Genomic DNA, 26713 nt, shown 5'->3' on the forward strand with positions numbered 1-26713 from the left:
CGGAGGAAGGATCGCTTTCGATCGGACGGGCGATTGCCAATACGAGAGTTTATATTCTCGGCGACGGCGATCAGGTGCAGCCGGAAGGCATTGCCGGTGAATTGTGTGTGGCCGGCCGCGGTCTGGCACGCGGATACCTGAACCGTGAAGAAGAAACGGCGAAGCGGTTTACCGCAGATCCGTTCGTGCTCGGCGAGCGCATGTACCGGACCGGCGACCTCGTCAAATGGAACGCGCAGTGCGGCATCGAATACATCGGCCGTATCGACCAGCAGGTCAAAGTGCGGGGCTACCGAATCGAGCTTTCAGAAATCGAAGTCCGCCTCGCCCAGCTTGCGGACGTTCATGACGCAGCGGTGACGGCGGTGGAAGACAAAGCGGGCAATACCGCGCTTTGCGCCTATGTCGCGCCTCAGCAGGACGATATTGAAGCGCTCAAATCCGCGTTGAAAGACACGCTGCCTGACTACATGGTGCCGGCGTTCTGGGTGGAGATGGACGAGCTTCCGGTCACCGCAAACGGAAAGATTGACAAAAAAGCCCTGCCGGCGCCTGACATTGAAGCGGGAAGCGCCGTATATAAAGCGCCGGAAACGGAGATGGAGACGCTGCTTTCCGACATTTGGCAGGAAGTGCTCGGTCTTGACCAGATCGGCGTAAGCGATAATTTCTTCACGCTCGGCGGCGATTCGATCAAAGGCATCCAAATGGCGAGCCGCCTGAACCAGCATGGCTACAAGCTGGAGATGAAAGACCTCTTCCAGCATCCAACCATCGAAGAACTCGTCTCTTATGTGGAGCGGACGGAAGGCAAGCAGGCCGACCAGGGACCTGTCGAAGGCGAAGCGGAGTTAACGCCGATACAGCGCTGGTTCTTTGAGAAAAACTTCACGGACAAACACCACTGGAACCAATCCGTCATGCTTCACGCGAAAGACGGCTTTGATCCGGACCTGGTGGAAAAAACCCTGCAAGCATTGATTGAACACCATGATGCGCTCCGCATGGTTTACCGTGAAGAAAGGGAAGGCATCATTCAGACATACCTCCCTGTCACAGAATGCAAGGCAAGCTTTGACATCGTTGATCTGTACGGAACTGACGAGGATATGCTGAAAAGCCAGATTCAGCGGCTTGCCGATCATCTTCAGGGAAGTCTTGATCTGGAGAACGGTCCGCTGTTAAAAGCGGAGCAATACCGGACAGAACAAGGCGATCATCTGTTAATCGCGATTCACCATCTCGTCGTGGACGGGGTTTCATGGAGAATTCTGCTTGAGGATTTCGCTTCAGGTTATAAACAGGCGCAGCAGCAAAACAGCATCGTCCTCCCGCAGAAAACCCACTCCTTTAAAGATTGGGCGGAGGCGCTGAACACATTTGCGCAATCAGAAGAGCTGAAAAAGCAGGCGGATTATTGGACGCAGGCAGATGCGGAAGAACTCCAGCCGCTGCCGAAAGATCATGATCCGAACAAACGGCTCGTCAAACATACGGCGGCCGTGAAATGTGAATTAACTGAGGAAGAAACGGCACAGCTGCTCACAGATGTTCATCATCCGTACGGAACGGAAATCAACGACATTCTGCTCAGCGCGCTCGGCTTAACGATCGGTGAATGGACGGAAAACGGCAAAGTCGGCATCAACTTAGAAGGACACGGCCGGGAAGAAATCATACCGAATATCAATATTTCACGGACGGTCGGCTGGTTTACGGCCCAATATCCTTTGATTCTGCAGATCAGCAAGGAAGACGGCGTCTCTTCCGTTATTAAAACGGTAAAAGAGACGGTGCGGCGCGTTCCTGATAAAGGTGTAGGATACGGGATTCTCCGGTATCTGTCATCCGATGAAACAGAAAGAGGCGCCGCGCCTGAAATCAGTTTTAACTACTTGGGGCAGTTTGACAATGAAGTGAAAACGGAATGGTTTGAGCCGTCTCCATATGATATGGGACGTCAAGTCAGCGAAGAGTCAGAGGCGTTATACGCACTGAGCTTCAGCGGGATGGTTACAGGCGGCCGCTTCGTCATTTCCTGCTCATACAATCAGGAAGAATATGAAAGAAGCACCGTCGAAACACAGATGCAGCGGTTTAGAGACAATCTTTTAATGATCATCCGCCATTGCACGGCCAAAGAGGAGAAAGAATTTACGCCGAGCGATTTCAGCGCGCAGGATCTTGAGATGGATGAAATGGGAGACATCTTTGACATGCTTGAGGAGAATTTAACGTGACAAAAACAGATCACAGAAGGGGGGAGCGGAGCAGATGAGCCAGTTCAAAAAAGATCAAGTTCAGGACATGTATTATTTGTCGCCGATGCAGGAGGGAATGCTGTTTCATACTCTCCTGAATCCCGGCCAAAGTTTTTACATCGAACAAATGACAATGAAAGTAAAAGGCAGCTTGAATATCAAATGCCTTGAAGAAAGCATGAATGTGATCATGGACCGGTACGATGTATTTCGTACCGTGTTCATTCACGAAAAAGTAAAAAGGCCGGTCCAAGTCGTATTGAAAAAACGGCAGTTTCAGATAGAAGAAATCGATCTGACACATGTAACGGACAGCGAGCAAACAGCCAAAATCAATGAATACAAAGAACAGGATAAGATCAAGGGCTTTGATTTGACGCGGGATATTCCGATGCGGGCAGCCATTTTTAAAAAATCAGAAGAAAGCTTTGAATGGGTGTGGAGCTACCACCACATCATTTTGGACGGCTGGTGCTTCGGCATCGTCGTGCAGGATCTGTTTAAGGTATACAATGCCCTGCGCGAACAAAAGCCGTACAGCCTGCCGCCGGTCAAACCGTATAAAGACTATATCAAGTGGCTTGAAAAGCAGGATAAACAAGCATCACTGCATTACTGGCGCGGGTACTTAGAAGATTTTGAAGGACAAACGACATTTGCGGAGCAAAGAAAGAAACAAAAGGACGGCTATGAGCCGAAAGAGCTGCTCTTCTCACTGCCGGAGGAGGAAACAAAAGCATTTACCGAGCTTGCAAAATCGCAGCATACCACTTTGAGTACGGCGCTGCAGGCGGTTTGGAGTGTATTAATCAGCCGCTACCAGCAGTCCGGCGATTTGATCTTCGGCACAGTCGTTTCCGGGCGTCCCGCAGAAATCAAAGGCGTTGAACATATGGTCGGGCTGTTTATCAATGCTGTTCCGAGGCGGGTGAAGCTGTCTGGGGATACCACATTTAACGGCTTGCTCAAGCAGCTGCAGGAGCAATCGCTGCAGTCTGAGCCGCATCAATATGTGCCGCTCTATGACATCCAAAGCCAAGCCGATCAGCCAAAGCTGATTGACCACATCATTGTGTTTGAAAATTATCCGCTTCAGGATGCAAAAAATGAAGAGAACAGTGAAAACGGCTTTGATATGGAGGACGTCCATGTTTTTGAGAAATCGAATTATGATCTCAACCTGATGGCTTCTCCAGGTGATGAAATGCTGATTAAGCTTGCCTATAACGGGAATGTGTTTGATGAGGCGTTTATCCTGCGCTTAAAATCTCAGCTTCTCACAGCGATTCAGCAGCTCATCCAGAAGCCGGATCAGCCTGTCAATACGATCAGACTTGTTGATGAAAAGGAAAGAGAGCTTCTGCTTACCGGCTTAAACCCGCCGGCTCAGACTCATCAGGCGAAGCCTCTGACGGATTGGTTCAAGGAAGCGGTGAATGTAAATCCTGATGCGCCGTCGCTTACGTATTCCGGCCAGACTCTTTCCTACCGTGAATTAGATGAGGAAGCGAACCGTCTTGCGCGCCGTTTGCAAAAGCAAGGTGCGGGCAAAGGCTCCGTTGTCGCGTTATACACGAAGCGCTCGCTTGAACTGGTGATCGGCATTCTCGGCGTATTAAAAGCGGGAGCGGCTTATCTGCCGGTTGATCCGAAGCTGCCGGAAGACCGAATCTCGTATATGCTGGCTGACAGTGCGGCAGCCTGTCTGCTGACACATCAGGAGATGAAAGAAAAAGCGGCTCAGCTGCCGTATACAGGAACAACACTCATCATCGATGATCAAGCACGGTTTGAGGAACAGGCAAGCGATCCTGCAATCGCAATTGATCCCGATGATCCGGCGTATATTATGTATACATCCGGCACAACCGGAAAGCCGAAGGGCAATATCACCACTCATGCCAATATTCAAGGATTGGTCAAGCATGTAGATTACATGGCATTTTCTGAAAAAGATACGTTCTTATCTGTTTCCAATTACGCCTTTGACGCATTTACCTTTGATTTCTACGCATCAATACTGAATGCGGCACGGCTCATTATCGCAGATGAACATACACTGCTTGATACAGAACGGCTCACTGATCTGATCCGGCAGGAGAATGTCAATGTCATGTTTGCGACAACCGCACTTTTTAATCTTCTCACCGATGCGGGAGAGGAGTGGCTGAAGGGGCTTCGCTGTGTGTTATTCGGGGGTGAGCGCGCGTCAGTGCCTCACGTCAGAAAGGCGCTTGAGATCATGGGGCCTGGCAAGCTGATTAATTGCTACGGGCCGACTGAGGGCACGGTGTTTGCGACAGCTCACGTCGTGCATGATATCCCGGATTCCATTTCCTCATTGCCGATCGGAAAGCCGATCAGCAATGCAAGTGTTTATATTCTTAACGGGCAAAATCAGCTTCAGCCATTTGGGGCTGTCGGTGAACTGTGCATCAGCGGAATGGGTGTATCAAAAGGGTATCTGAACCGTCATGACCTGACGAAGCAAACGTTTATCCCAAATCCGTTCAAGCCGGGAGAAACGCTTTACCGCACAGGGGATTTAGCACGCTGGCTGCCGAATGGAACAATTGAATACGCAGGCCGCATTGACGACCAGGTCAAAATACGCGGACACCGGATTGAGCTTGAAGAAATCGAAAAGCAGCTGCAGGAATACCCGGGTGTGAAAGATGCGATCGTTGTTGCGGACCTTCATGAGTCCGGAGATGCATCAATCAACGCCTACCTCGTGAACCGGACGCCGCTTTCAGCTGAAGACGTAAAGAGGCACTTGAAAAAACAGCTTCCTGCTTACATGGTGCCGCAAACCTTTACTTTCTTAGAGGAGCTTCCGTTAACGGCAAACGGGAAGGTCAATAAACGGGAGCTGCCGAAACCGGATCAGACTCAGCTGGCGAAAGAATGGATCGGGCCTCGAAACGCGACGGAAGAAACAATTGCACACATCTGGTCCGACATCCTCGGCAGACAGCAGATTGGGATTCATGATGATTTCTTCGCGCTCGGAGGCCATTCCTTAAAAGCGATGACGGCAGCGTCGCGCATTAAAAAAGAGCTCGGTACGGACATTCCGGTGCAGCTGTTATTCGAAGCGACGACAATCGCAGACATTGCCGGTTATCTGCTTCACGGTGAAGAAAAAGGTATGAAAGATCTCACCATCATGAATAAAAATCAGTCTGACACACTGTTTGCGTTCCCGCCGGTTCTCGGTTACGGGCTGATGTACCAGCCGCTGGCAAAACAGCTGTCCGGCTATAGAATTTGTGCGTTTGATTTTATCGAGGAAGACAACCGCATCGAACGCTACACAGAGCTGATCAATCAGCTCCAGCCGGAAGGACCGGTCAAGATGTTTGGATACTCGGCAGGCTGCACGCTCGCCTTTGAAACGGCCAAACGGCTTGAAGCCGAAGGACGTAAAGTGGAGCGGCTGATCATGGTTGATTCTTATAAAAAACAAGGCGTCAGCGACTTAGAAGGCCGCACCGTAGAAAGTGATGTCCAGGCGCTGATGAAGGTAAACCGGGACAATGAAGCGCTGAATAACGAAGCCGTCAAAGAAGGTCTCGCCAAAAAAACAAACGCGTTTTATTCTTATTTCGTGCATACCGTCAGTACCGGCACGGTTAATGCGGATATAGATCTATTAACGTCAGAACCGGACTTTGCGATGCCGCCGTGGCTCGCTGCGTGGGAGGAAGCCACGACAGGTGAATGCCGTGTGAAAAAAGGCTGCGGCACGCACGCAGAAATGCTTCAGGGAGAATGTCTCGAAAGGAATGCGGCATATTTGCTCGAATTCCTAAGGAAGGAACATCCGAAGCTGACAACTTCACGATAGAAAAGGAGGAAGCCCGCCAATGGTCCAGCTCTTTAAATCGTTCGATACCACGGAAAAAACGCAGCTTATCTGTTTTCCGTTCGCAGGAGGCTATTCCGCATCATTCCGCCCGCTCCACACCTATCTTCAAGGTGAGTGTGAGATGCTTGCCGCGGAACCGCCGGGACACGGAACAAATCAAATGTCCCCCGTTGAGGATTTTGAACAGCTTGTCAGTTTATACAAGCAGGAGTTGAATCTCCATCCTGACCGCCCGTTTGTGCTGTTCGGCCACAGTATGGGAGGCATGGTCGCTTTCAGGCTGGCGCAAAAGCTGGAGCGGGAGGGCATTTACCCGCAGGCCGTGATCATCTCAGCCATTCAGCCGCCGCATGTGGAAAGGAAAAAAGTGTCTCATCTTGATGATGAAAAATTTCTCGCCCATATTATCGAACTTGGCGGAATGCCGCAGGAGTTAGTGGAGAATAAGGAGGTCATGTCATTTTTCCTGCCTTCTTTCAGATCCGACTACCGCGCGCTTGAAAGCTTCCGTCCGTCTGATTCTCACATCATTCAATCACCCGTCCATATTTTTAACGGGCGGAAGGATAAAAAATGTATCAAAGATGCGGACGGATGGAAAAAATGGGCCGGCAATCCCGTATTTCATGAGTTTTCGGACGGCCACATGTTCATATTAAGTGAAACTGAAAAAGTGGCGGAACGAATTTATGAGATTATTAACAGGAGCACTGCAGGCCAATTGTTATAGGATATGACAGACAGCATTCGCTGTCTGTTTTTTGTAACAAAATCCGCCTGCGAGTTTTCTCATTTATCAAAAATTTTATGTTATGATTTGATGGAATATAATTTTGAAGGGATTGTCGTACATGAATGATGCAGCAAAAGAGCTGAACAGAACATTATCTGAAGAAAACCCGCACGTGCTTCATATGCTTTCTGATTTGGGCAGAGAGTTGTTTTATCCGAAAGGGGTGCTGACACAATCGGCGGAAGCGAAAGCCAAGGCCGGAAAGTATAATGCCACGATCGGGATTGCCACCTCACAAGGCGAGTCCATGCACTTTTCCCATATTCAAGAGACACTGTCCGCCTATAACCCCGATGATATCTACGATTATGCTCCGCCGCAGGGAAAAGAGCCGCTCAGACAGGAATGGCTGAAAAAAATGCGTCTCGAAAATCCTTCATTAGCCAGCAAAGACATCAGCACGCCGATCGTGACAAACGCTTTAACACACGGGCTGAGCATTGCCGCCGACTTGTTCGTCAATGAAGGGGATACGCTGCTTCTGCCTGATAAATATTGGGGAAATTACAATTTCATTTTCGGTGTCCGGCGCAAGGCATCCATTGAGACGTACCCGCTTTTTCAGCAGGATGGGCGTTTTAATGCGGCGGGGCTGTCCGAGCTGCTGAAAAAGCAGGAAGAAAAGGCGATTGTCGTGCTGAATTTCCCGAATAATCCGACAGGCTATACGCCGGGGGAAGAGGAAGCGTCAGAAATCGTCAGCGTGATTCTGGAGGCGGCGGAGGCCGGCAAAGAGATTGTCGTGCTCGTAGACGATGCGTATTACAATCTATTTTACGATGAAACGGCCATTCAGGAATCCATCTTCAGCAAACTCGCCCAAGTGCACGACCGGGTGCTTTGCGTGAAAATAGACGGCGCGACGAAGGAAAATTACGCATGGGGCTTCCGCGTCGGTTTTATTACGTACAGCACAAAAAGCGAAAAAGCGCTGCGCGTGCTCGAGGAAAAAACAAAAGGGATTATCAGGGGAACGATTTCAAGCGCCCCGCACCCGTCCCAAACATTCATGCTTCGGGCGATGCAGTCACCGGAATACGAGAAAGAAAAATCGCTGAAATATAACATCATGAAAAAACGGGCTGACAAAGTGAAAGCCGTTCTTGCAGAAAACAAGCACTATGAAGACGTATGGACGCCTTATCCGTTTAACTCGGGTTATTTCATGTGTGTCCGGCTGAAAGACATAAACGCCGGCGAATTGAGAGTGTCGTTGCTTGAAAAGAGAGGAATCGGAACGATATCCATTAATGAAACCGATTTGCGAATCGCATTTTCATGTGTTGAAGAAGAACACATCGCGGATCTGTTCGAAGAAATTTATCAAGAAGCAAAGCAGCTGCAGAAACAGGCGGAAATATCAGGCTGACAAAAAAGGAGGGGGACACCCTCCTTTTTCTATGCTTACAGCAGCTCTTCATACGTTTTCATCTCAATCCCGTCACAAAAATCGGGATGCGCCGCACAAACGGCCAGCTTATACTCCTCGTCCGCATCATATGTGCGGATGAAACAAGGTTCATGTCCGTCCGGGAGCTCAATGGACACATGGCCGTCGTCTTTAAGGCGGACGCTGAATGAATCAAGCGGCAGGGAAAGCCCTTTTCCGGCCTGTTTGATAAAGCTTTCTTTCATCGACCACAGGTGGTAAAAATAATCGGTCTGCTGATCGGGGTGTTTCGCTTGCAGATCACTGTATTCCGTCGGCGAAAAAAAACGTTTGGCGATATCAATTGTGCCGGGCTTCATTTTTTCAATATCTATGCCGATCGGTTTTGAATCAACGGCACACACGATCCAGCGCCCGGAGTGGGAAATGTTAAAGTGCATGTCCGGAAGCGCGGGGATGTACGGCTTTCCGTATTCCTGGACGCTGAATGAAATCCCGGCCGGATCAAGTCCGTAAGCCTTCGCCGCAGCGGTGCGGATCAGCATGTCGCCGATCAAGGTGCGGTGAGCATCCTCCTTATGGTAAAAGCGCCGGCATTTTTCCCGCTTTTCGGCGGACACGGCCGCCATCATCCGATCCTCTTCCTCTGCAGAAAGCGGGCGGTCCATATATACTCCGTAAATCTTCATGTCCAGATCCTCCGTCTGAAAATATTGTCAAAACCATCCTATCATATCAGACGAAAGCTGTCCGAAAATAAAAAAACAAAACCGTTTCGGCTTTGTTTTTAATGAACGGACGTTGCCCGCCCGGAGATCGCGTATGTTAACAGTTTAGAGGACTGCGGCAAAGAAAAACGCAGAATCAGCCCCGTCAAAACAGCCGTAATAATGGTTCCGGCGCCGATCGGTCCGCCCATCATCCAGGCTGCGGCAAGAATCGTCAGCTCAATGCCGTTCCGCACCCATTGTACGTTCCAGCCCGTTTTTTCAGATATCAGCATCATCAGAGAGTCCCGGGGGCCCGCGCCGAGCCCTGCTGATACGTAAATACCGACGCCGCAGCCGATCAGCAGCAATCCGATAGAAAAGAACACGGCCGCTAAGGAAAAAGCGTGCGCCTCAGGAAGCAGAAACGAAAAGAAATCAATAAACATTCCCATCAGCACCATGTTTAAGATAGCGCCGATTTTCGGGAGTGTCCTCGTGAACAGGCAGGTTAAAGCGACGATGACCGCGCCGACCACGATGGACCATTGTCCGACAGAAAGCCCGAAATGCTGAAAAAGCCCATAATGAAAGGCATCCCAAGGGCTGATGCCGAGAGCTTTTCCTTTAATGGTTAACGATACCCCGAAAGACAAAATCAACAGACCGGCAAAATAAAACGTCCAGCGCATCAAGAATTCCCGCTTCAAAGAGGTCCCTTCTTTCATAAAATTTCATTAATTGTCATTGTAGCATAACCGCCAAAAAAAAGAAGAAGCGAAATCAGTGTTTCGCTTCTTCTCCCGCTCCTACAAAGGATTCAGTATTCGATTTAAAAACCGCTGCGTGCGTTCTTCTTTCGGCGCGGAAAAAATGTGGGCCGGCGGTCCTTGTTCCACAATGACGCCGCCGTCAATGAAGATGACTTCATCGGCCACTTCCTGCGCGAATTTGATTTCATGCGTGACGACAACCATCGTCCAGCCTTCGTTCGCCAGATCCTTAATCACTTTGAGCACCTCGCCGACCAGCTCCGGATCAAGCGCTGATGTCGGTTCGTCAAACAGCATCAGCTCGGGCTGAATCGCAAGCGCGCGGGCGATGCCGACCCGCTGCTGCTGACCGCCGGAAAGCTGGAACGGATATAAATCCATTTTGTCTTTCAGTCCGACTTTTTCCAGAAGCTCCATCGCTTCTTTTCTGACTTGCTCCTTGTCGCGCTTTTGCACTTGAATGGGTCCTTCCATGACGTTTTCAAGCGCCGTGCGGTGAGGAAACAGATGATACGCCTGAAAGACCATGCCTGATTTGCGGCGGAGGCGAAGAATATCAGCCTGCTTCACTTTTTTGGAGAAATCTATTGAAAAATCTGAGAATGCCAGCTCGCCGCGATTGGGGATCTCAAGCGCGTTCAGACAGCGCAGAAGCGTCGTTTTTCCTGAACCGGACGGCCCTAGAATGGCGATGACTTTCCCTTTTTCTATCTCCATATCTATCTTTTTTAAAATTTCATTCTGTCCGAATGATTTATTTAATCCTTTGACGGAAAGCATATCGAAACCTCCTTATTTGGCCACATAACGGTCGAGACGCCGTTCGATCACATGCTGTACGATTGACAGCAAGAAGCAGATGATCCAATAAATAAAGGCGGCTTCAATATAGATGACCAAGATTTGATCAAGGTTTTGCGCGCCGATTTCCTGCGCTTTTCTGAACAGCTCCGCGACGAGAATCTGTGACGCGAGAGATGTATCCTTGATCAGGCTGATAAATGTATTTGATAATGGCGGAATGGACACGCGAAATGCCTGCGGCAGGATCACGCGGAACAATGTCTTGCGATAGGTCATGCCGATCGTATAACCGGCTTCCCATTGCCCTTTCGGCACGGATGAAATAGATGCCCGGATGATTTCAGAAGCGTAGGCGCCCACGTTTAATGAAAACGCGATGACTGCGCTTGGGAAAGGGTCCAGCGTAATATTAAATGTCGGGAACAGATAAAAAATGATGAACAATTGAACGAGAAGAGGAGTGCCGCGCACCGCTGATACGTATACGCTGAACACCCACCTCAATGGTTTCATATTTGACATTCTGGCGAGCGCCGTAATCAGCGCGATGATCATTCCGAAAATAAAGGAAAGAATGGTAAGGGGAATCGAGTAATAGATTCCCCCGGAAAGAATCGGCCAGAATGACTGCTGCACCAAATCCCATGGAATGGCTGTTGCAATCACAGGCTCCGGCATGTTACTTAGAAACATCTTCGCCGAACCATTTTTTCGCTATTTTAGAAAGAGTCCCGTCCTCTTTCATTTCTTTTAACGCTTTGTTGACGTGAGTCACAAGTTCGCCGCTTCCTTTTCGGAATGCGAAATACGTCTGCTGCGGCTGGCCTGCTTCAAACGCGATTTTCACGTTTTTATTGCCGGACGTTTTTAAGTAGTTCAGTACGGCAAGCTTATCGTTGTAAGTCAGATCAGCGCGGCCCTGCTGAATGAGCTGAAGGGATTGAGCCATGCCTTCAACGCCTTCAATTTTCGCGCCGGCTTCTTTCGCTAATTTATTGTAATTGCTTGTTAATGACTGAGCCGCTGTTTTTCCTTTGACATCAGCCTCTTTCGCAATCGTGCTGTCTTTTTTCGTCACGACGACTGCATTTGACGTTGTGTATTTATCAGAAAAATCATATTGGTTCTCACGGCCTGTTTTGCCGACTTGGTTGGCGACGACGTCAAACCGTTTCGCGTTTAATCCGGCAAACATGCTGTCCCATTGCGTTTCTTTGAAGTCAGCTTTCAGACCGAGGCGTTTCGCGACTTCTTGAATCACTTCAACATCATATCCGGTCAGTTTGTCACTCTTTTTATCATGGAAGGTAAACGGTTCGTACGTTCCTTCTGTGCCGACGGTCAGTACGCCTTTTTTCTTGACAGAAGCCCAAAGATCGCCGTCTTTTGACTTAGATCCGCTGTCCTGTGAGTTTCCGCAGGCTGCAAGCATTGCGATGCTGACCATCATGAACAAAGCGAATAATGCTTTTTTCATCTTCTTTATTCCCCACTTTTCTGAGTAGTTTTATTGAGAAAAAATAGCTCCCAATTGTAAAGGATAACTTTTTTTTAGTATGAGTCAAGTAATTGGTTTTCATAAGCGGGAATTCTTCGTGTTCTGAGATCAAAATAATTCCAAAAACTGTCTGACAGGCTTCGGCAGGTAGCTGTCTTTCCTCCAGATGACGGCCGGTGTCATGACAAACGGGTTGTCTTCGATGATAACCGTTTTGACATGCGAGCGCATATGGACGGGAATCATCGTCAAAGGCAGAATCGTGGCGCCGAACCCTGACGATACGAGGCTCAAAAGCGTCGCGGAGTCATGACATTCACAGACAACCTGAAGGTCGAGACCGTACTGTTCACAAACTTGGAGGACTTGGTCATACACACCTCTTCCATTGACGGTACGCAAAAGGATCAGAGGCAAAGAGGCGATGTCATTCAGTTTAATCGTTTCACCGCACAGTCGTTTTGAATGCTCGGACAGCACCAATACACACGGAATGTCTTCAAGCTCCTTCGATTCAATGCCGTCGTTTTTAATCAAGGTGGTGGTCACGGCGGCGTCAATCTGCCGGGTTTCCAGAAGCTCGAGCAGTGAGACGGGTTCATCTTCCCAAATGTTAAAGGTGAGATGCGGAAACCGCTCTTTCATCTGTGACACTTTCTCAAGCATGAGCGCTGCGCAGTAAATGGTTGACCCGACGGCAAGTGTGCCGGCCACTTCTTCCTTCAGCTCTTGTACCTCGATTATGGCATCCTCAAACTTATGAAGAATCTCTTTCGCTCTTTTCAAAAAGACATTTCCTTCATATGTAAGGGTCATTTGTTTCTTTTTATTGCGGTCAAACAGAATGACGCCCAATTCTTCTTCGAGCTGTTTCAGCTGTCTGCTTAAAGGCGGCTGTGCCATATGAAGCTTTTTGGCGGCCGTCGTGATTTTCTGCTCTTGGGCAATGGTGATGAAATAACGCAATTGCCGGATATCCATGAGAACGCGCTCCTTTCTTTTATACCTTTAAGGTATGATACATAGATTTAACGAATATTTTTCATATGGATATATCAGGAGTATGATGGTTTTGACACCACATTTCAAGCGTAAAGGAGGGGTCAATATGAAGCTCGTCATCGGAATGACCGGGGCAACGGGAGCCATATTCGGGATCAGGCTTTTAGAATATTTAAAAGCTGCGGAGATCGAAACCCATCTTGTCGTGTCTCCTTGGGCAAATGTCACCATTACACATGAAACCGATTATACGTTAAAAGATGTCGAGAAACTCGCATCCTATACGTATTCTCACAAAGACCAGGCGGCGGCGATTTCAAGCGGTTCGTTTGAAACGGACGGGATGATCATCGCTCCGTGCAGCATGAAATCACTGGCAAGCATCCGCACCGGAATGGCTGACAATCTGCTGACCAGAGCGGCTGACGTCATTCTGAAGGAGCGGAAAAAACTTGTGCTGCTGACTAGAGAAACGCCGCTCAGCCAAATCCATTTAGAAAATATGCTAGCGCTTACAAAAATGGGTTCTGTCATTCTTCCGCCGATGCCGGCATTTTATAACAAGCCGGCTGACATGGATGAATTGATCGACCATATTGTGTTCCGGACGCTCGATCAGTTCGGCATCCGTCTGCCGGAAGCGAAACGGTGGTACGGAATTGAAAAACAAAAAGGAGGAATCTGATAATGGCCTATCAGGATTTTAGGGAATTTCTCGCCGCTCTTGAAAAAGAAGGGCAGCTCTTAACAGTCAACGAAGAGGTAAAACCGGAGCCGGATCTGGGCGCCGCTGCGCGTGCAGCCAGCAATCTCGGGGATAAAACCCCTGCGCTTTTGTTTAACAATATTTACGGACATCACCATGCGCAGGTGGCTCTGAATGTCATCGGCTCGTGGCCGAATCACGCGATGATGCTCGGCATGCCGAAAGATACGCCTGTAAAAGAACAATTCTTTGAGTTTGCCAAACGGTACGATGCATTTCCGGTGCCGGTCAAACGGGAAGAAACCGCGCCGTTTCATGAAAATGAAATAACGGAAGATATCAATCTTTTTGACATCCTTCCGCTATTCAGAATCAACCAGGGGGACGGCGGCTACTATTTGGATAAAGCGTGTGTCATTTCCCGCGATCTTGAAGATCCGGACAATTTCGGCAAGCAGAATGTCGGCATTTACAGAATGCAGGTAAAGGGAAAAGACCGCCTCGGCATTCAGCCCGTGCCTCAGCATGATATTGCGATTCATCTTCGCCAAGCTGAAGAACGCGGCGTGAATCTTCCCGTTACGATCGCGCTCGGCTGTGAGCCGGTGATTACGACAGCTGCGTCAACTCCGCTGTTATACGATCAATCCGAGTATGAAATGGCCGGCGCGATTCAAGGGGAGCCCTACAGAATCGTCAAATCTAAATTGTCTGATTTAGACATCCCTTGGGGCGCTGAAGTCGTTCTGGAAGGAGAGATCCTTGCGGGAGAACGGGAATACGAAGGACCTTTCGGTGAGTTCACGGGCCATTATTCAGGCGGCCGCAGCATGCCGGTGATCAAAATCAAACGGGTATATCATAGAAACAATCCGATTTTTGAACATTTATACTTAGGCATGCCGTGGACGGAGTGCGATTATATGATCGGCATTAATACGTGCGTGCCGCTTTACCAGCAGCTCAAGGAAGCTTATCCGAACGAAATTGTCGCCGTGAACGCGATGTATACGCACGGGCTGATCGCCATTATTTCCACGAAAACGCGCTACGGCGGCTTTGCCAAGGCGGTCGGCATGCGCGCTCTGACCACGCCGCACGGACTCGGCTACTGCAAAATGGTCATTGTCGTGGATGAGGATGTCGATCCGTTTAACCTCCCGCAAGTCATGTGGGCGCTCTCAACGAAAATGCATCCGAAACACGATGCAGTCATCATTCCTGACCTGTCCGTCCTTCCGCTTGACCCGGGGTCTGATCCGGCAGGGATGACACACAAAATGATTCTTGACGCGACAACGCCTGTCGCGCCGGAAACAAGAGGCCATTATTCTCAGCCGCTTGATTCTCCGCTGACAACGAAAGAGTGGGAACAAAAACTGATGGACTTAATGAATCAATAAGAAAGGATGAGATTGCAATGAAAACATGCCCGCGCTGTGAATCGAAAAAAGGAGAAACTGTCAGCCAATCGCCGGTCAAAGGCGCTTGGGAAATATACCAATGCCAAACCTGCTTTTTCACATGGAGATCCTGTGAACCGGAAAGCATCACGAATCCGGCGGCATTCAACCCGGCATTTAAAATTGATCCGAAAGAAACGGAGACGGCCGCACATGTTCCCGCTGTTCCGGAAAGAAAAGCGTAATGCTGACGGAGCAGCTGCCGGAGGCGCTTTACACGCTTTTAGACGGGACGGAGCTTGAAAAAAAGCAGCACGACGCATTTGTGCTCCAATCCGTGACAAAAGAAGGCCGTCCGCACGCGGCCATGATCAGCGCCGGTGAAATCGTGGCCGTGAGCAGAACGAATCTCCGGCTTGCCTTATGGAAAAACACGACGACCGTAAGCAGCCTGCTGCATTCGGGACAAGCGCTTTTCATCGCCTGGCACGGCGGAGCCGCATATTACGTCACATTGGAATGTGAGGCGCTTCCGCCGCTGAAAGAGGCGAAACACGAGCGGGAACGGTTCAGCTGCCGCGTGATCACCGTCAAGGAAGATCGGGCGAAATACGCGGATCTGACATCCGGACCGGCCATCCAGCTACACGAACCGGAAGATGTCTTGAAGAGATGGAGAGAAACACTTGAGGAGTTAAAACGATAGACGCATAAAAAAAGCCTGCGGACGATTCCGCAGGCTTTTCTTTTATTGTACGCCTTTCATCGCCCGTTTAATGACGGGAGACAGAAGAATCAAAATAATACCGAGAATGATCGAAACAAGACCGATTGAGCCGAAGTAGGCCGCTTCAGAAATCTTATCAAACAAACCGACTACTTTTGCGTTCAGGGCTTGACCGCAGGCGTTTGTTAAAAACCACATGCTCATCGTCTGCGCTGAGAAAGCGGCAGGCGCAAGTTTTGTTGTGACGGATAAACCGACCGGTGAAAGGCAAAGCTCACCAAGCACAACCAAAAGGAAGCTGAGCACAAGCCAAAGCGGGCTCACAAGCTCGCCGCTTCCGCCCATAACCGGAAGCACCATGACTAAAAATGATAATCCGGCAAGGATAATGCCGATCGCGAATTTAATCGGTGTTGAAGGCTGGCGTTTGCCGAGCTTCATCCAGATCCAGGCGAACACCGGCGCGAAAATAACGATGAATAACGGGTTCAGAGACTGGAACCATGAAGACTCAAGATGCATGCCCGCAAAGGAAAGTCTCGTGCGCTGATCCGCATATAAAGCAAGAATCGTCGCGCCCTGCTCCTGAATCGCCCAGAACATTGCCGCTGCAACAAACAGCGGAACATAAGCCGCAAGCCGTGATTTTTCCGTTTTCGTCGCTTTTTTGCTTGTGAACATCACGATAAAGTAAATAACCGGAATGACAATGCCGAGGATACTGACGGTGTCAATCACACGCTGGATCGTCAGCCAGCCGGTTTGGATCAGAACGATAATAACGGCTGCTGCGATGACCACTCCGATTCCCGTGCCGATCACTGATGATTTAGAAATCGGATTCGGTACATTGGAGCCTGCTTTGCCGAGGTATTTCTTTCTCGTAAGAGCGAAAACAATCAGTCCGAGGAACATACCGGCCGCGGCGCATCCGAAGCCTAAGTGGTAGTTGTACTTCTGTCCGAGTGTTCCGACAATTAGCGGCGCAAGCAATCCGCCGAGGTTGATGCCCATGTAAAAGATGCTGAAACCTGAGTCGCGGCGCTCGTCTTCCTTCGTATATAAATCTCCGACAACGCTGGATACGTTTGGTTTAAGCAGGCCGGTTCCGATAATGATCAGAGCCATGCTGGTAAAAAACGCCGCCGTGCTGCCAGGGAAGGCAAGAGCGATGTGCCCGAACATAATTAAAATTCCGCCGTAAAATACGGTGTTTGCCGTGCCGAATACCCGGTCGGCCAGCCATCCGCCGATGACGCTCGACATGTATACGAGAGACCCGTATATGGACATGATGGCAACTGCGGTCGTTTTATCAAAGCCGAGACCGCCATGAGCGACTTCCGTGTATAAATAGTAAAGCAATATGGCTCTCATACCATAGTAGGAGAAACGCTCCCAAAATTCGGTGAAAAACAGTGTGAACAAGCCGCGGGGATGACCGAAAAAGCCTCGTTGCGGCACAGTTTCTGTTATAGAGTCCTTATCAATAGATGCCACCTGAGCCAACCCTTTCTTAAAAAAGTGTATTACAAAAATCATATTCTTATATAATACTTGTGTCAATATAATTTATACTGAATTCAAAAAATTCCAGAATGAAAAGATATTAAAACGTTGAATATAGACGAATCTTCCTAATTCCAATGACTTATTTTGTTATATTATCTGACGAAACTATCTTTATAAACTTTTTTAATAAAATTTAAAGTATGTACAGGCGGAGCGGGATATGGCGGAATAAGATGACAATAAGAGAGGAAGGAGGAGATTATCACTTGCCGAATCGTATATTGGATATTACGGATTGCGGTGTGGCGGCAGACGGAAAAACCGACGTGACGGGCGCCATCAACCAATGCTTGGCCAGAGCCGTAAGCGAAGGCTGTCATACGGTGTTTTTTCCGCCCGGAACGTATAAAATCAACGGCACGCTTGGCGGGGACAGCAGCCAGCCGTTTCGGAACGCCGGGATTAACGTGCCGAGCCATCTCACCATCGTTTTAGATCCGGAATGCACGATTAAAGTGGCGCCGAACAGCTCCTGGGGCTACTCGGCTTTCTATATAGGCAGGCGTGAAAATGTCACCATCACCGGCGGCCGGATTATCGGGGAACGGGATGAACACACGTATACCAATGTCCCTTTGCGGTCGACCCATGAATGGGGGTTTGGAATCTGTATTGAAGGCAGCAGCAATGTGCTGATCGAAAATGTGAAGATTTCCGATTTTACGGGAGACGGCATTATTGTCAGCCCGCTCGGGTTAAAAACAAACAGTGATTACGAAACTTCAGAACAGGTGACCATCCGCCGCTGTGAGATCAGGCAATCGAGGCGGAACAACATTTCAATCACCGGCTGCAATACCGTTACGGTGGAAGAATGTGTAATTGAAGACGCCGGGCAAGGGAACGGAACGGCTCCGAAATTCGGAATCGATATTGAATCGTACGGAGAAGGCGATATTGATTATGAAGAAGCTCTTCATATTACGGTCCGCAACAACTTCTTTTCCGGAAACGCCGCAAGCTCAGTCACCAACTTTAACGGATATAATGTGTTAATTGAAGGAAATCATTCCGATAACACAATCAGCTACGGGTATGGGGCACATACCGTCATTTCGGGGAATGTTTTCTTTCGGTCAGACGGCGGCTCAAGGACCGCAGTCGCCGGACAAGGTGTGTCACAAGGACAGGACAGCAGCAATGCCGTCATTTCCAACAATCTGATTACCGGTTTTTCCACCGGAATAGATGTAAGGGGAAAAAGCGTCCTCGTCACCCATAACAAAATCAATCAATTTGAAAATACGGGCATTTCCGTCTATCAGGCAGAAGATGTGACCGTTGACGGCAATGTCATTGAAAACGGACGTTCCGAAACGAGACGAAGCACGGGGATGCGGGCGACGCTGTCGGAAAACGCCGTCTTTATGAATAACACTCTGAATCAGGTGACAGACGGAATCAGCATGTCAGCCGGCAATATCACCGTAAAACAGAATGTGCTGAAATCATTCAGCCGGGGCATATGGGTCACAGGCGGAAATGCCGTTATTGAAGGAAATACGCTCATTCCGAATGCGTATCAGGGCGCCGCGGAGTCCTATGCCGTATCTGTGACAAATGACGCCAGGGCTGTCATCAAGGGAAATCTCTTCAAAAGCTACAAAAACTATCCCATTTTCAGTTCAACATCCTCTGGAACCTCTGTCATCAGCAACCGCTTTGAATCATCACCGCTTATCGTTACCGTGTATCTGAACTCAGGCACGCATGAAGTCATAGACAATACGCTCACGATCAACCGAACGGCGGGCAGCCCGATCGGCATCTATCTGAACGGAGCCTCCAATTCCCTCGTTTCGGGCAATACCATCAACAACCTTTCCGCCGTTTCTGCTTCCGCCATCCAAACCAATTCCTCCGCAAGTACTAAAATCATCGGCAACCGCATTATCAAAGGCGTCATTGTGAAACACACGACAGATACGGAAAGCGGAAATATCGTCATCTGAAAACAATCTGCGCCGGAAACATAAAAAGAACACATGAACTCCGAAAGAAGGAGGGATGTGTTCTTTTTTGACACAATACAGCCGTGCGCCTGTCAGGCATCTTTTTTACCTGATTTATATAAAACGATCATTTCTCTGATTAAAAAGAGGGCGAATAAAAACAGCATCAGCCATTCTGAGAAGGTGGTCAATTTAAAAGCGGACAGGTTGTTTTGGACCGCTCCATAGAAACTGAAACCTTGCAGCATATCCATCGTCACTGAAATGATCAGACAGGCAGCAAGCAAAAAAAATGAAACCCCCAATATTTTCATGCGCATCACTCTCCCTTTTTATCCTTTTCGATTACGCAGAACTTATACAGACTTTCCGCCGTGCATAATCTTTTGCCGTACAGGAAGAATATGAAAAAAACGAGGAAAGGTTTTTTGCGATATGCCGCCATTTTTTAAGCAGAAGAAACAAAAAAAAGCCGATCAAAAAGACCGTGACAATGAAGGCAGAAAAGAAGCGGACAGCCAGCCGGACAAAGAGCGGGATGAGCCGATCTCCCTCAGCTTAAAGCAAAATATGAAGAAGCTGTCTGAGAGGTTCGGCAACAGTGCCGATGTCGTCATCCGCCGGCTGAAAATCGGAAAAGAAGAGCTTCCGGCCGCAATTGTGTATATCGCCGGTTTGGTAGACGAACAGCTCGTCAGCCAATCCCTTCTGGAGGATTTAATCGACATCCCGTCCGTTCAGCCGGAACAAGCGGTCTGCCTGATATACGATAAAACGCTTGCGATCGGCGGGGTGAAAGAGGAAGAAAAATGGAAAAGTCTTTATGCCGGGCTGGTGGCGGGCAGCACGCTCATTTTTGTCGACGGGGCTGACAAGGCGCTGATCGCCAGCACGGAAGGGGGAGAGCACCGGTCCATTCAAGAGCCGAGCACCCAGGTCTCTTTCCGCGGCCCGCGGCAGGGATTCACTGAATCTCTGCAAACCAATATTTCCATGATCCGCAGGTATGTAAAAACGCCTGATGTATGGGTTGAAAAAATGGAGATCGGACACGAAACGAATACGGATGTCGCGCTGATGTATATTAACGGAATTTGCGATAAAAAGCTGATTAAGGAAGTCCGCAAGCGGCTGAAGCACATTGACATCGACAGCATTCTGGAATCCGGCTACATTGAACAGCTCATTGAAGACGCGCCGTTTTCTGTGTTTCCCACCGTATATCATACAGAGCGGCCGGACGTTGTGGCGGGGAATCTGCTGGAAGGACGATTTGCGATTATCGTGGACGGAACGCCGTTCGTTCTCCTCGCGCCGGCCTTATTTATTCAATTTTTTCAATCCGTTGAGGATTATTATTCACGATTTGATATCGCCACTAGCATCAGGGTGCTGCGGGTTTTGATCTTCTTCATTTCACTGGTGGCGCCGGGGATTTATGTGGCGGCGACGACCTTTCACCAGGAAATGATTCCGACCCAGCTGCTGATTGTCATCGCGGCCCAGCGGGAGACGGTGCCGTTCCCGGCCGTGATTGAAGCGCTGACGATGGAAGTGGCCTTTGAGATTCTCAGGGAGGCGGGTGTCCGGCTTCCGAGAGTTGTCGGCTCCGCCGTTTCCATCGTCGGAGCGCTTGTCATCGGCCAGGCCGCCGTGCAGGCCGGCATCGTCTCCCCGGCCATGGTTATCGTCGTCGCGCTGACGGCGATTGCCAGCTTTGCGACCCCGGCTTTTGACATGGCGATATCTGCGCGGCTGATCCGGTTTCTCTTTATTCTGTCAGCGGCGGTTATGGGATTTTACGGACTGATTCTGGGCATTATCATGATGTTTGTCCATCTGTGCGGCCTGCGTTCATTCGGATTTCCGTATATGTCCCCGCTCGCTCCTTTAACCCCGGGCGGACTGAAGGATTCCCTCCTCCGCGCCCCGTTATGGGCGGATGAAAAAAGGCCGGGACTGCTCGTGCAGGAAAACAACAGGCGCCAAGGGGAACATCAAAGACCGAAACCGGAGACATCCAGAGGAATGGTTAATAAAGATCTAGAAGAGGGCGACGGTAATGAAAAGACGTAAATGGATGCTTATCCTTTGTACGATGGTTTCCCTTATGTTTGTATCCGGATGCTGGGATAAAAGGGAGCTGACCGATTTGGCGGTGATCTCCGCCATCGGTATTGACCGGACCGAAACGGGAAAATATGTCCTTCATTTTCAAATTATCAATCCGGGAAATGTGGCCGGCGGCCTGCAGGGCGGCGGAGCGGGAGACCGGCCTCCGGTTTCCGTCTATTCGGTGTCCGGAGACAATATGACGGAAGCTTTGAGAAAAGGCTCGATGAAAGTGTCCAGAAGGCTCTATTTTGCCCATACGAATCTCGTGGTGTTCAGTGAAAAGCTGGCGAAAGAGGAAGGGCTCAGTTTTATTCTGGACAATCTTGACCGCGACACCGAATTCAGGACGACCGCAACCGTTGTGATCGCGCATAATTGCAAGGCTGAAGACATTATTAAAGTGCTGACGCCGATTGATAAAATCCCTTCCAATAAAGTAAACAAGACGCTCAGCTTCACGCAGGAACAATACGGCAGAGTCATTAAAACCAGCCTTCAGGACGTTCTGATTGATCTCGCTTCTCCGACCGGGTCGCCGTTTATTCCTGGTTATGAAATGCACGGAGACGATAAAGCCGGTCCTACGATGGAAAATACGCAGACGACTGAACCGAAAGCAGTGCTGTCAGCGGACGGACTGGCGGTGTTCAAAAAGGATGGGAGGCTGGATTACTGGATTGAGGATGACGACAGTGTGGGGGCTGTATGGCTGCTCAATAGGATCAAACATACGTTCATCAATGCGGATTGGAAGAACGTGAAGCATGCAATCAGTCTGCAGGTCACCCGCCAGAATACAAAGGTGACGGCCACTTTTCCGAACGGAAAACCGTATATTCACGTGCATGCTCAGGTCGAGGGGCTGGTGGACGCTGTCAGATACCCTTTCCATCTGTCTGATCCGCAAGTGCTGATGACGATGCAAAAGGCGCTCAGCGTGCAGCTTGAGAAAGATATCACCAAATCGATTGAAGATATAAAAGCCCATAAGAATGACTTCGTCGGCTTCGGAGACCTGATCTATCGGAAGCATCCGGACAAATGGAAAAAGTTCAAAGGGAAGTGGGATGAAGAATATTTCCCCAATCTCCCCGTAGATGTCAAAACGGAAGTCATTATCAGAAGAACGGGCTTGCGGAATAATCCTCTCTCAGACAAGCTTGAGCATGATTGATTTGAGGAGAAAGGAGCGAAGCGTATGGAAAATGCGAAAATCGGCACGCGTCAGCTGTTTATTATGATCATTTTGTTTGAATTGGGCAGTTCGTTATTGATCCCGCCGGGAACGATGGCCGGGCGGGATGCGTGGCTGTCCGTGCTTCTCGGGTGCGTTATCGGTCTCGGGCTTTTCTACGTTTATCAGGCGCTGTATCAATTTTTTCCTGAGTCTTCTCCGAGAGATTACATGAACGAACTGATCGGCAGACATCTGAGCTGGGCTGTCTCCCTTCTTTATATTCTCTATTTTGCTTATATCGCGGCCCGCGTATTGCGGGATTTTGGCGAAATGCTTGTCACCTTCGCCTACCAGGACACGCCGCTTTTAATTGTGAATGCCATGCTGATGATCGCCGCGATATTTGCGGTCAGAAAGGGAATTGAAGTGATAGCGAGAGCCGGCGAGCTGCTGTTTGGCATTATGTATTTCCTGACAGCCGTCGGGCTGATCCTCATTATCAGCTCAGGCACGATAAACCTCAGATTTCTCCAGCCCGTTTTAGCGGAGGGTGCAGGAACGGTCATTTATTCCGTGTTTAAACAGACGATGTTCATCCCATTCGGTGAATTAATCGTGTTTGTCATGATTTTCCCTTATTTAAAAGATCGGAAAAAGGTGAAGAAAACCGGATTTCTGGCGATTATCATCAGCGGGCTGTTTTTGGCGATGTCAGTGGCGATTAATATTTGTGTGCTGGACGTCAACTTAATGCTCCGCTCTCAATTTCCGCTGCTGAGCACCATACAGACAATTAAAGTGGAAGAGTTTTTAGACCGGCTGGATGTCTTTTTCATGCTCGTGCTCGTCATCGGCGGTTTTTTCAAAGTCAGCCTTTTTACATATGCGGTTGTCGTGGGCGTGTCCACGCTGTTTAAAGAAAAAAATCCGTCCCAGCTGGCCTTCCCGGTCGGATTGGGGGTGCTGATTCTCTCCATCAGCATCGCAAGCAATTTTTCGGAACACATGAATGAAGGCTTAAACATTGTGCCGATCTATATTCATCTTCCGTTTCAAGTGCTGTTCCCCGTTTTGCTGCTTATCATTGCCGTTATTAAGAAAAAGGTCAAAGGGACCGTCTATACAGTTTCGAAGAAATAACCCGGCCGGTGCGCCGGGTTTTTTTAAATATCATGATTTTTGTCTTAATGCATTGACAAACTTGCCTGACAATTGTACATTTTGATTTATTCTTATAAAATTACTAGGAAATATAGGTTTAGTGGTGTTAATATTTTCCGAACCGTATTTCAGAATAGAAGGAGATCCATCATGACAAAGAAAAAAGAAATCAAACTCGGTGTGTTTCTCGCGGGCACCGGCCATCATGTCGCTTCTTGGAGACATCCTCAGGCACCGGCGGACGCGAGCATGAATTTGGATTATTTCAAAGAACTGGCGAAAACGGCTGAGCGGGGGAAATTGGACATGCTGTTTTTGGCGGACAGTTTATCAATAGACGGCAAATCACATCCGAATGTGCTGACGCGCTTTGAGCCGTTTACGCTGCTGTCGGCGCTCGCTCAGGTCACATCCCGCATCGGTCTGACGGCGACCGCATCTACCACATACAGCGAACCGTTCCATATCGCGAGACAATTTGCATCGCTTGATCATCTTTCCAACGGCCGCGCGGGCTGGAATGTCGTCACATCTTCGATTGAATCGACCGCGCTTAATTTCAGCGGCGAAAAGCATCTTGAGCACCATCTCAGATATCAGCGCGCGGAAGAATTCGTTGAAGTCGTCAAAGGATTATGGGATTCGTGGGAGGAAGACGCCTTTATCCGTGACAAAGAATCAGGAGCATTTTTCGATAAAGACAAAATGCATGAATTGAACCATAAAGGAACATATTTCTCCGTGAGAGGGCCGTTAAATGTCGCCCGCACACCTCAAGGGCGCCCGGTCATTATTCAGGCCGGATCATCAGGAGACGGAAAAGCGCTGGCCGCCAAAACGGCGGAGGTCATTTTCACCGCGCAAAATCATTTGGAGTCCGCGCAGGAATTCTATCAATCTATTAAAGAACAAGCGGCTTCTTTCGGCCGTGATCCTGAAAAAATCGCGATCATGCCGGGGATTTTTCCCGTTATCGCCGATACCGAAGAAGAAGCGCAGGCAAAATATGAAGAGCTCCAAGACCTCATCATTCCGTCTGTCGGCCTGAACATTCTGCAAAACTATCTGGGCGGCGTCGACCTTTCCGCCTGCCCGCTTGACGGCCCGCTGCCTGAATTGGATGCGGATGCGTCGAATGCCGTTAAAAGCCGGTTCAAGCTCGTTCAGGAGATGGCCAAACGCGATAACATGACCATCCGCGAACTTTACAAATATGTGGCGGGTTCAAGAGGCCATCATATCTTTGTCGGAACGCCAGAACAGCTTGCCGATAAGATGGAAGAATGGGTCGGAAAACAAGCTTGTGACGGTTTTAACATCATGCCGCCGCTTTTGCCTGAAGGTCTCACTCTTTTTGTAGACAAAGTGATTCCGATTTTACAAGAACGGGGCGTGTTCAGAAAAGAGTATGAAGGAACGACGCTCAGAGAACATTTCGGACTGGAAAAACCGGCAAACCGATATGCCGGCTAAAGGAGGGCTCATCATGTCAAGACAATACCGGCTCGCAACGGAGGCAGACGCTGATGAGCTGCTTTCACTGACACTGCGGGCGTATGAACCGATCCGCAAGCTCGGCATCAACTTTGCCGCTGCCACGGCGGATAAGGAACTCGTTTTAAATAACATACAAAAAAACGCCTGTTACGTTTTGGAAGAAGACGGACGGATTCTGGCGACGATTTCTCTGCGGATGCCGTGGGGGCCGAATCCCGGGCTGTACGGTGTCCCTCATATTTGGTGGTTCGCCGTCGATCCTGAAACCGGAAAGAAAGGGACGGGCTCGGACATGCTGGAGTGGCTGGAGAATACAGTGCTCCGCGATACATTAAAAGCGCCTTTCGTGTCACTGGGCACAGCGGACAAGCATCCGTGGCTGATCGGCATGTACGAGCGGAAAGGCTACGTCCGTGCAGGCGAAAAGGATTTAGGAAAAGGGCACATCACCATTTATTTAAAAAAACAATTGCAGGATTAACATTTTAATAGGAAAAGGCGGGATTTCAATGAAGAAGAAAACATGGGCTTTGCTGCTGTCTGCCGCGCTTTTGGCGGTTTTATCAGCATGCGGAAACGGAAAAGAAAGCGAAGGCGGCGATAACGTACTGCATGTAGGCGCCACCGGACAAAGCTATCCGTTCGCATATAAAGAAAACGGCAAGCTGACCGGCTTTGACGTGGATGTCATGGAAGCCGTCGCGAAAAAAATCAACATGAAACTGGACTGGAAGCTGCTTGAATTCAGCGGTCTGATGGGAGAGCTCCAGACCGGCAAACTCGATACCATCTCTAACCAGGTCGCTGTCACGGACGAACGCAAGAAAACGTATAACTTCACAGAACCGTATTCGTATGCGGGCACTCAAATCGTCGTCAAAAACGATAACAAAGACATCAAATCAGTCAACGATCTAAAAGGAAAAACAGTGGCGGCCGTTCTGGGCTCAAACCACGCGAAAAACCTTGAGAGCAAGGACCCGGATAAAAAAATCAACATTAAAACGTATGAAACACAAGAAGGCACGCTGAAAGACGTGGCTTACGGACGGGTTGACGCTTATGTAAACAGCCGCAGCGTCCTGATCGCCCAGATCAAAAAGACCGGTCTGCCTCTGAAATTAGCAGGAGACCCGATTGTCTATGAAAAAGTCGCTTTCCCGTTTGCGAAAGATGCGGCTCACGATAAAATCCGCAAAAAAGTAAATAAAGCCATTGAAGACCTGCGAAAAGACGGCACGCTGAAAAAGCTGTCTGAAAAGTACTTTAACGAAGATATCACAACGGAAGCAAAGCATTAAGAA

The 26713-nt window shown here is 49.2% G+C and carries 23 protein-coding genes; 15 read left to right on the plus strand and 8 right to left on the minus strand.

What is annotated here, in order from left to right:
- The 4 genes from RUW00_RS18030 to RUW00_RS18045 all read left to right on the plus strand — a co-directional run.
- On the plus strand, positions 1-2240 hold a 2240-nt coding region (locus RUW00_RS18030), incomplete at its 5' end, for a condensation domain-containing protein (RefSeq protein ID WP_315956721.1).
- A 34-nt stretch (positions 2241-2274) separates the two neighbouring features.
- A complete protein-coding gene (gene srfAC, locus RUW00_RS18035; RefSeq protein WP_280144842.1) occupies positions 2275-6111 on the plus strand; it encodes a surfactin non-ribosomal peptide synthetase SrfAC in 3837 nt (1278 codons plus the stop codon).
- 19 nt (positions 6112-6130) lie between these two features.
- Positions 6131-6862: a surfactin biosynthesis thioesterase SrfAD gene (srfAD, locus tag RUW00_RS18040; RefSeq protein ID WP_014416878.1), complete on the plus strand. Its 732-nt coding sequence runs from the start codon at positions 6131-6133 to the stop codon at positions 6860-6862.
- A gap of 121 nt (positions 6863-6983) precedes the next feature.
- Positions 6984-8294, plus strand: coding sequence for an aminotransferase class I/II-fold pyridoxal phosphate-dependent enzyme (locus RUW00_RS18045; RefSeq protein ID WP_280144843.1), 1311 nt, complete (start codon positions 6984-6986; stop codon positions 8292-8294).
- Positions 8295-8329: 35 nt separating this feature from the next.
- On the opposite strand, the gene RUW00_RS18050 is transcribed toward RUW00_RS18045, so the two are convergent.
- The 6 genes from RUW00_RS18050 to RUW00_RS18075 all read right to left on the minus strand — a co-directional run bounded on the left by RUW00_RS18050 (position 8330) and on the right by RUW00_RS18075 (position 13078).
- Complete coding sequence (locus RUW00_RS18050; RefSeq protein WP_014416880.1) at positions 8330-9004, minus strand: 4'-phosphopantetheinyl transferase family protein; 675 nt, start codon at positions 9002-9004, stop codon at positions 8330-8332.
- 98 nt (positions 9005-9102) lie between these two features.
- The gene (locus RUW00_RS18055) at positions 9103-9714 is read right to left on the minus strand and encodes a YczE/YyaS/YitT family protein (RefSeq protein ID WP_014416881.1); all 612 of its coding nucleotides are present in this window, start codon (positions 9712-9714) and stop codon (positions 9103-9105) included.
- Positions 9715-9831: 117 nt separating this feature from the next.
- Positions 9832-10575 (minus strand): cystine ABC transporter ATP-binding protein TcyC, encoded by a 744-nt coding sequence (gene tcyC / locus RUW00_RS18060; RefSeq protein ID WP_121984539.1) that lies wholly within the window; start codon positions 10573-10575, stop codon positions 9832-9834.
- 12 nt (positions 10576-10587) lie between these two features.
- On the minus strand, positions 10588-11292 hold the full coding sequence (locus tag RUW00_RS18065) for an amino acid ABC transporter permease (RefSeq protein ID WP_003156375.1): 705 nt from the start codon (positions 11290-11292) through the stop codon (positions 10588-10590).
- Positions 11279-12076, minus strand: a complete 798-nt coding sequence (gene tcyA, locus RUW00_RS18070; RefSeq protein WP_020955311.1) for a cystine ABC transporter substrate-binding lipoprotein TcyA — start codon at positions 12074-12076, stop codon at positions 11279-11281. Before tcyA ends, RUW00_RS18065 begins: the two co-directional genes overlap by 14 nt.
- 129 nt (positions 12077-12205) lie before the next feature.
- A complete protein-coding gene (locus RUW00_RS18075) occupies positions 12206-13078 on the minus strand; it encodes a transcriptional regulator BsdA (protein WP_003156371.1) in 873 nt (290 codons plus the stop codon).
- A gap of 91 nt (positions 13079-13169) precedes the next feature.
- On the opposite strand from RUW00_RS18075, the gene RUW00_RS18080 reads away from it, so the two are divergent.
- From RUW00_RS18080 to RUW00_RS18095, 4 genes are read left to right on the plus strand one after another with little or no spacing between them, the layout of a single operon-like run.
- Positions 13170-13784 carry a non-oxidative hydroxyarylic acid decarboxylases subunit B gene (locus RUW00_RS18080; RefSeq protein WP_088005476.1) on the plus strand — a complete coding sequence of 205 codons (615 nt, stop codon included), beginning with the start codon at positions 13170-13172 and terminating at the stop codon, positions 13782-13784.
- Positions 13785-13786: 2 nt separating this feature from the next.
- On the plus strand, positions 13787-15208 hold the full coding sequence (gene bsdC / locus RUW00_RS18085) for a phenolic acid decarboxylase BsdC (protein ID WP_012116784.1): 1422 nt from the start codon (positions 13787-13789) through the stop codon (positions 15206-15208).
- Positions 15209-15225: 17 nt separating this feature from the next.
- Positions 15226-15453, plus strand: a complete 228-nt coding sequence (locus RUW00_RS18090; protein ID WP_007410250.1) for a non-oxidative hydroxyarylic acid decarboxylases subunit D — start codon at positions 15226-15228, stop codon at positions 15451-15453.
- The gene (locus RUW00_RS18095) at positions 15453-15914 is read left to right on the plus strand and encodes a hypothetical protein (protein ID WP_021495129.1); all 462 of its coding nucleotides are present in this window, start codon (positions 15453-15455) and stop codon (positions 15912-15914) included. The genes RUW00_RS18090 and RUW00_RS18095 overlap by 1 nt, the downstream gene beginning before the upstream one ends.
- 42 nt (positions 15915-15956) lie before the next feature.
- Here the strand turns inward: RUW00_RS18095 and RUW00_RS18100 are convergent, their stop codons facing one another.
- On the minus strand, positions 15957-17435 hold the full coding sequence (locus RUW00_RS18100; RefSeq protein ID WP_012116786.1) for a peptide MFS transporter: 1479 nt from the start codon (positions 17433-17435) through the stop codon (positions 15957-15959).
- A gap of 278 nt (positions 17436-17713) precedes the next feature.
- Between RUW00_RS18100 and RUW00_RS18105 the strand changes: the two genes are divergently transcribed.
- Positions 17714-19459 (plus strand): right-handed parallel beta-helix repeat-containing protein, encoded by a 1746-nt coding sequence (locus RUW00_RS18105; RefSeq protein ID WP_280144844.1) that lies wholly within the window; start codon positions 17714-17716, stop codon positions 19457-19459.
- Positions 19460-19551: 92 nt separating this feature from the next.
- Here the strand turns inward: RUW00_RS18105 and RUW00_RS18110 are convergent, their stop codons facing one another.
- Positions 19552-19773 carry a YczF family membrane protein gene (locus RUW00_RS18110; RefSeq protein WP_014720711.1) on the minus strand — a complete coding sequence of 74 codons (222 nt, stop codon included), beginning with the start codon at positions 19771-19773 and terminating at the stop codon, positions 19552-19554.
- 121 nt (positions 19774-19894) lie between these two features.
- Between RUW00_RS18110 and gerKA the strand changes: the two genes are divergently transcribed.
- The 6 genes from gerKA (at position 19895) to RUW00_RS18140 (ending at position 26710) form a co-directional block, all read left to right on the plus strand.
- On the plus strand, positions 19895-21535 hold the full coding sequence (gene gerKA, locus RUW00_RS18115; protein ID WP_280144845.1) for a spore germination protein GerKA: 1641 nt from the start codon (positions 19895-19897) through the stop codon (positions 21533-21535).
- The gene (locus tag RUW00_RS18120) at positions 21522-22748 is read left to right on the plus strand and encodes a Ger(x)C family spore germination protein (protein WP_021495126.1); all 1227 of its coding nucleotides are present in this window, start codon (positions 21522-21524) and stop codon (positions 22746-22748) included. The genes gerKA and RUW00_RS18120 overlap by 14 nt, the downstream gene beginning before the upstream one ends.
- Before the next feature lie 24 nt (positions 22749-22772).
- On the plus strand, positions 22773-23891 hold the full coding sequence (locus RUW00_RS18125; protein ID WP_014416891.1) for an endospore germination permease GerKB: 1119 nt from the start codon (positions 22773-22775) through the stop codon (positions 23889-23891).
- A gap of 168 nt (positions 23892-24059) precedes the next feature.
- Positions 24060-25385, plus strand: a complete 1326-nt coding sequence (locus RUW00_RS18130; RefSeq protein WP_172869109.1) for an LLM class flavin-dependent oxidoreductase — start codon at positions 24060-24062, stop codon at positions 25383-25385.
- A 13-nt stretch (positions 25386-25398) separates the two neighbouring features.
- A complete protein-coding gene (locus RUW00_RS18135; protein ID WP_315956723.1) occupies positions 25399-25890 on the plus strand; it encodes a GNAT family N-acetyltransferase in 492 nt (163 codons plus the stop codon).
- Positions 25891-25918: 28 nt separating this feature from the next.
- Entirely contained in the window at positions 25919-26710 is a 792-nt protein-coding gene (locus RUW00_RS18140) for an amino acid ABC transporter substrate-binding protein (RefSeq protein WP_014416894.1), read from the plus strand.
- The last annotated feature ends 3 nt before the right edge of the window (positions 26711-26713 follow it).

It is taken from the genome of Bacillus sp. IS1, from assembly GCF_032461585.1.
Lineage (GTDB): Bacteria > Bacillota > Bacilli > Bacillales > Bacillaceae > Bacillus > Bacillus velezensis.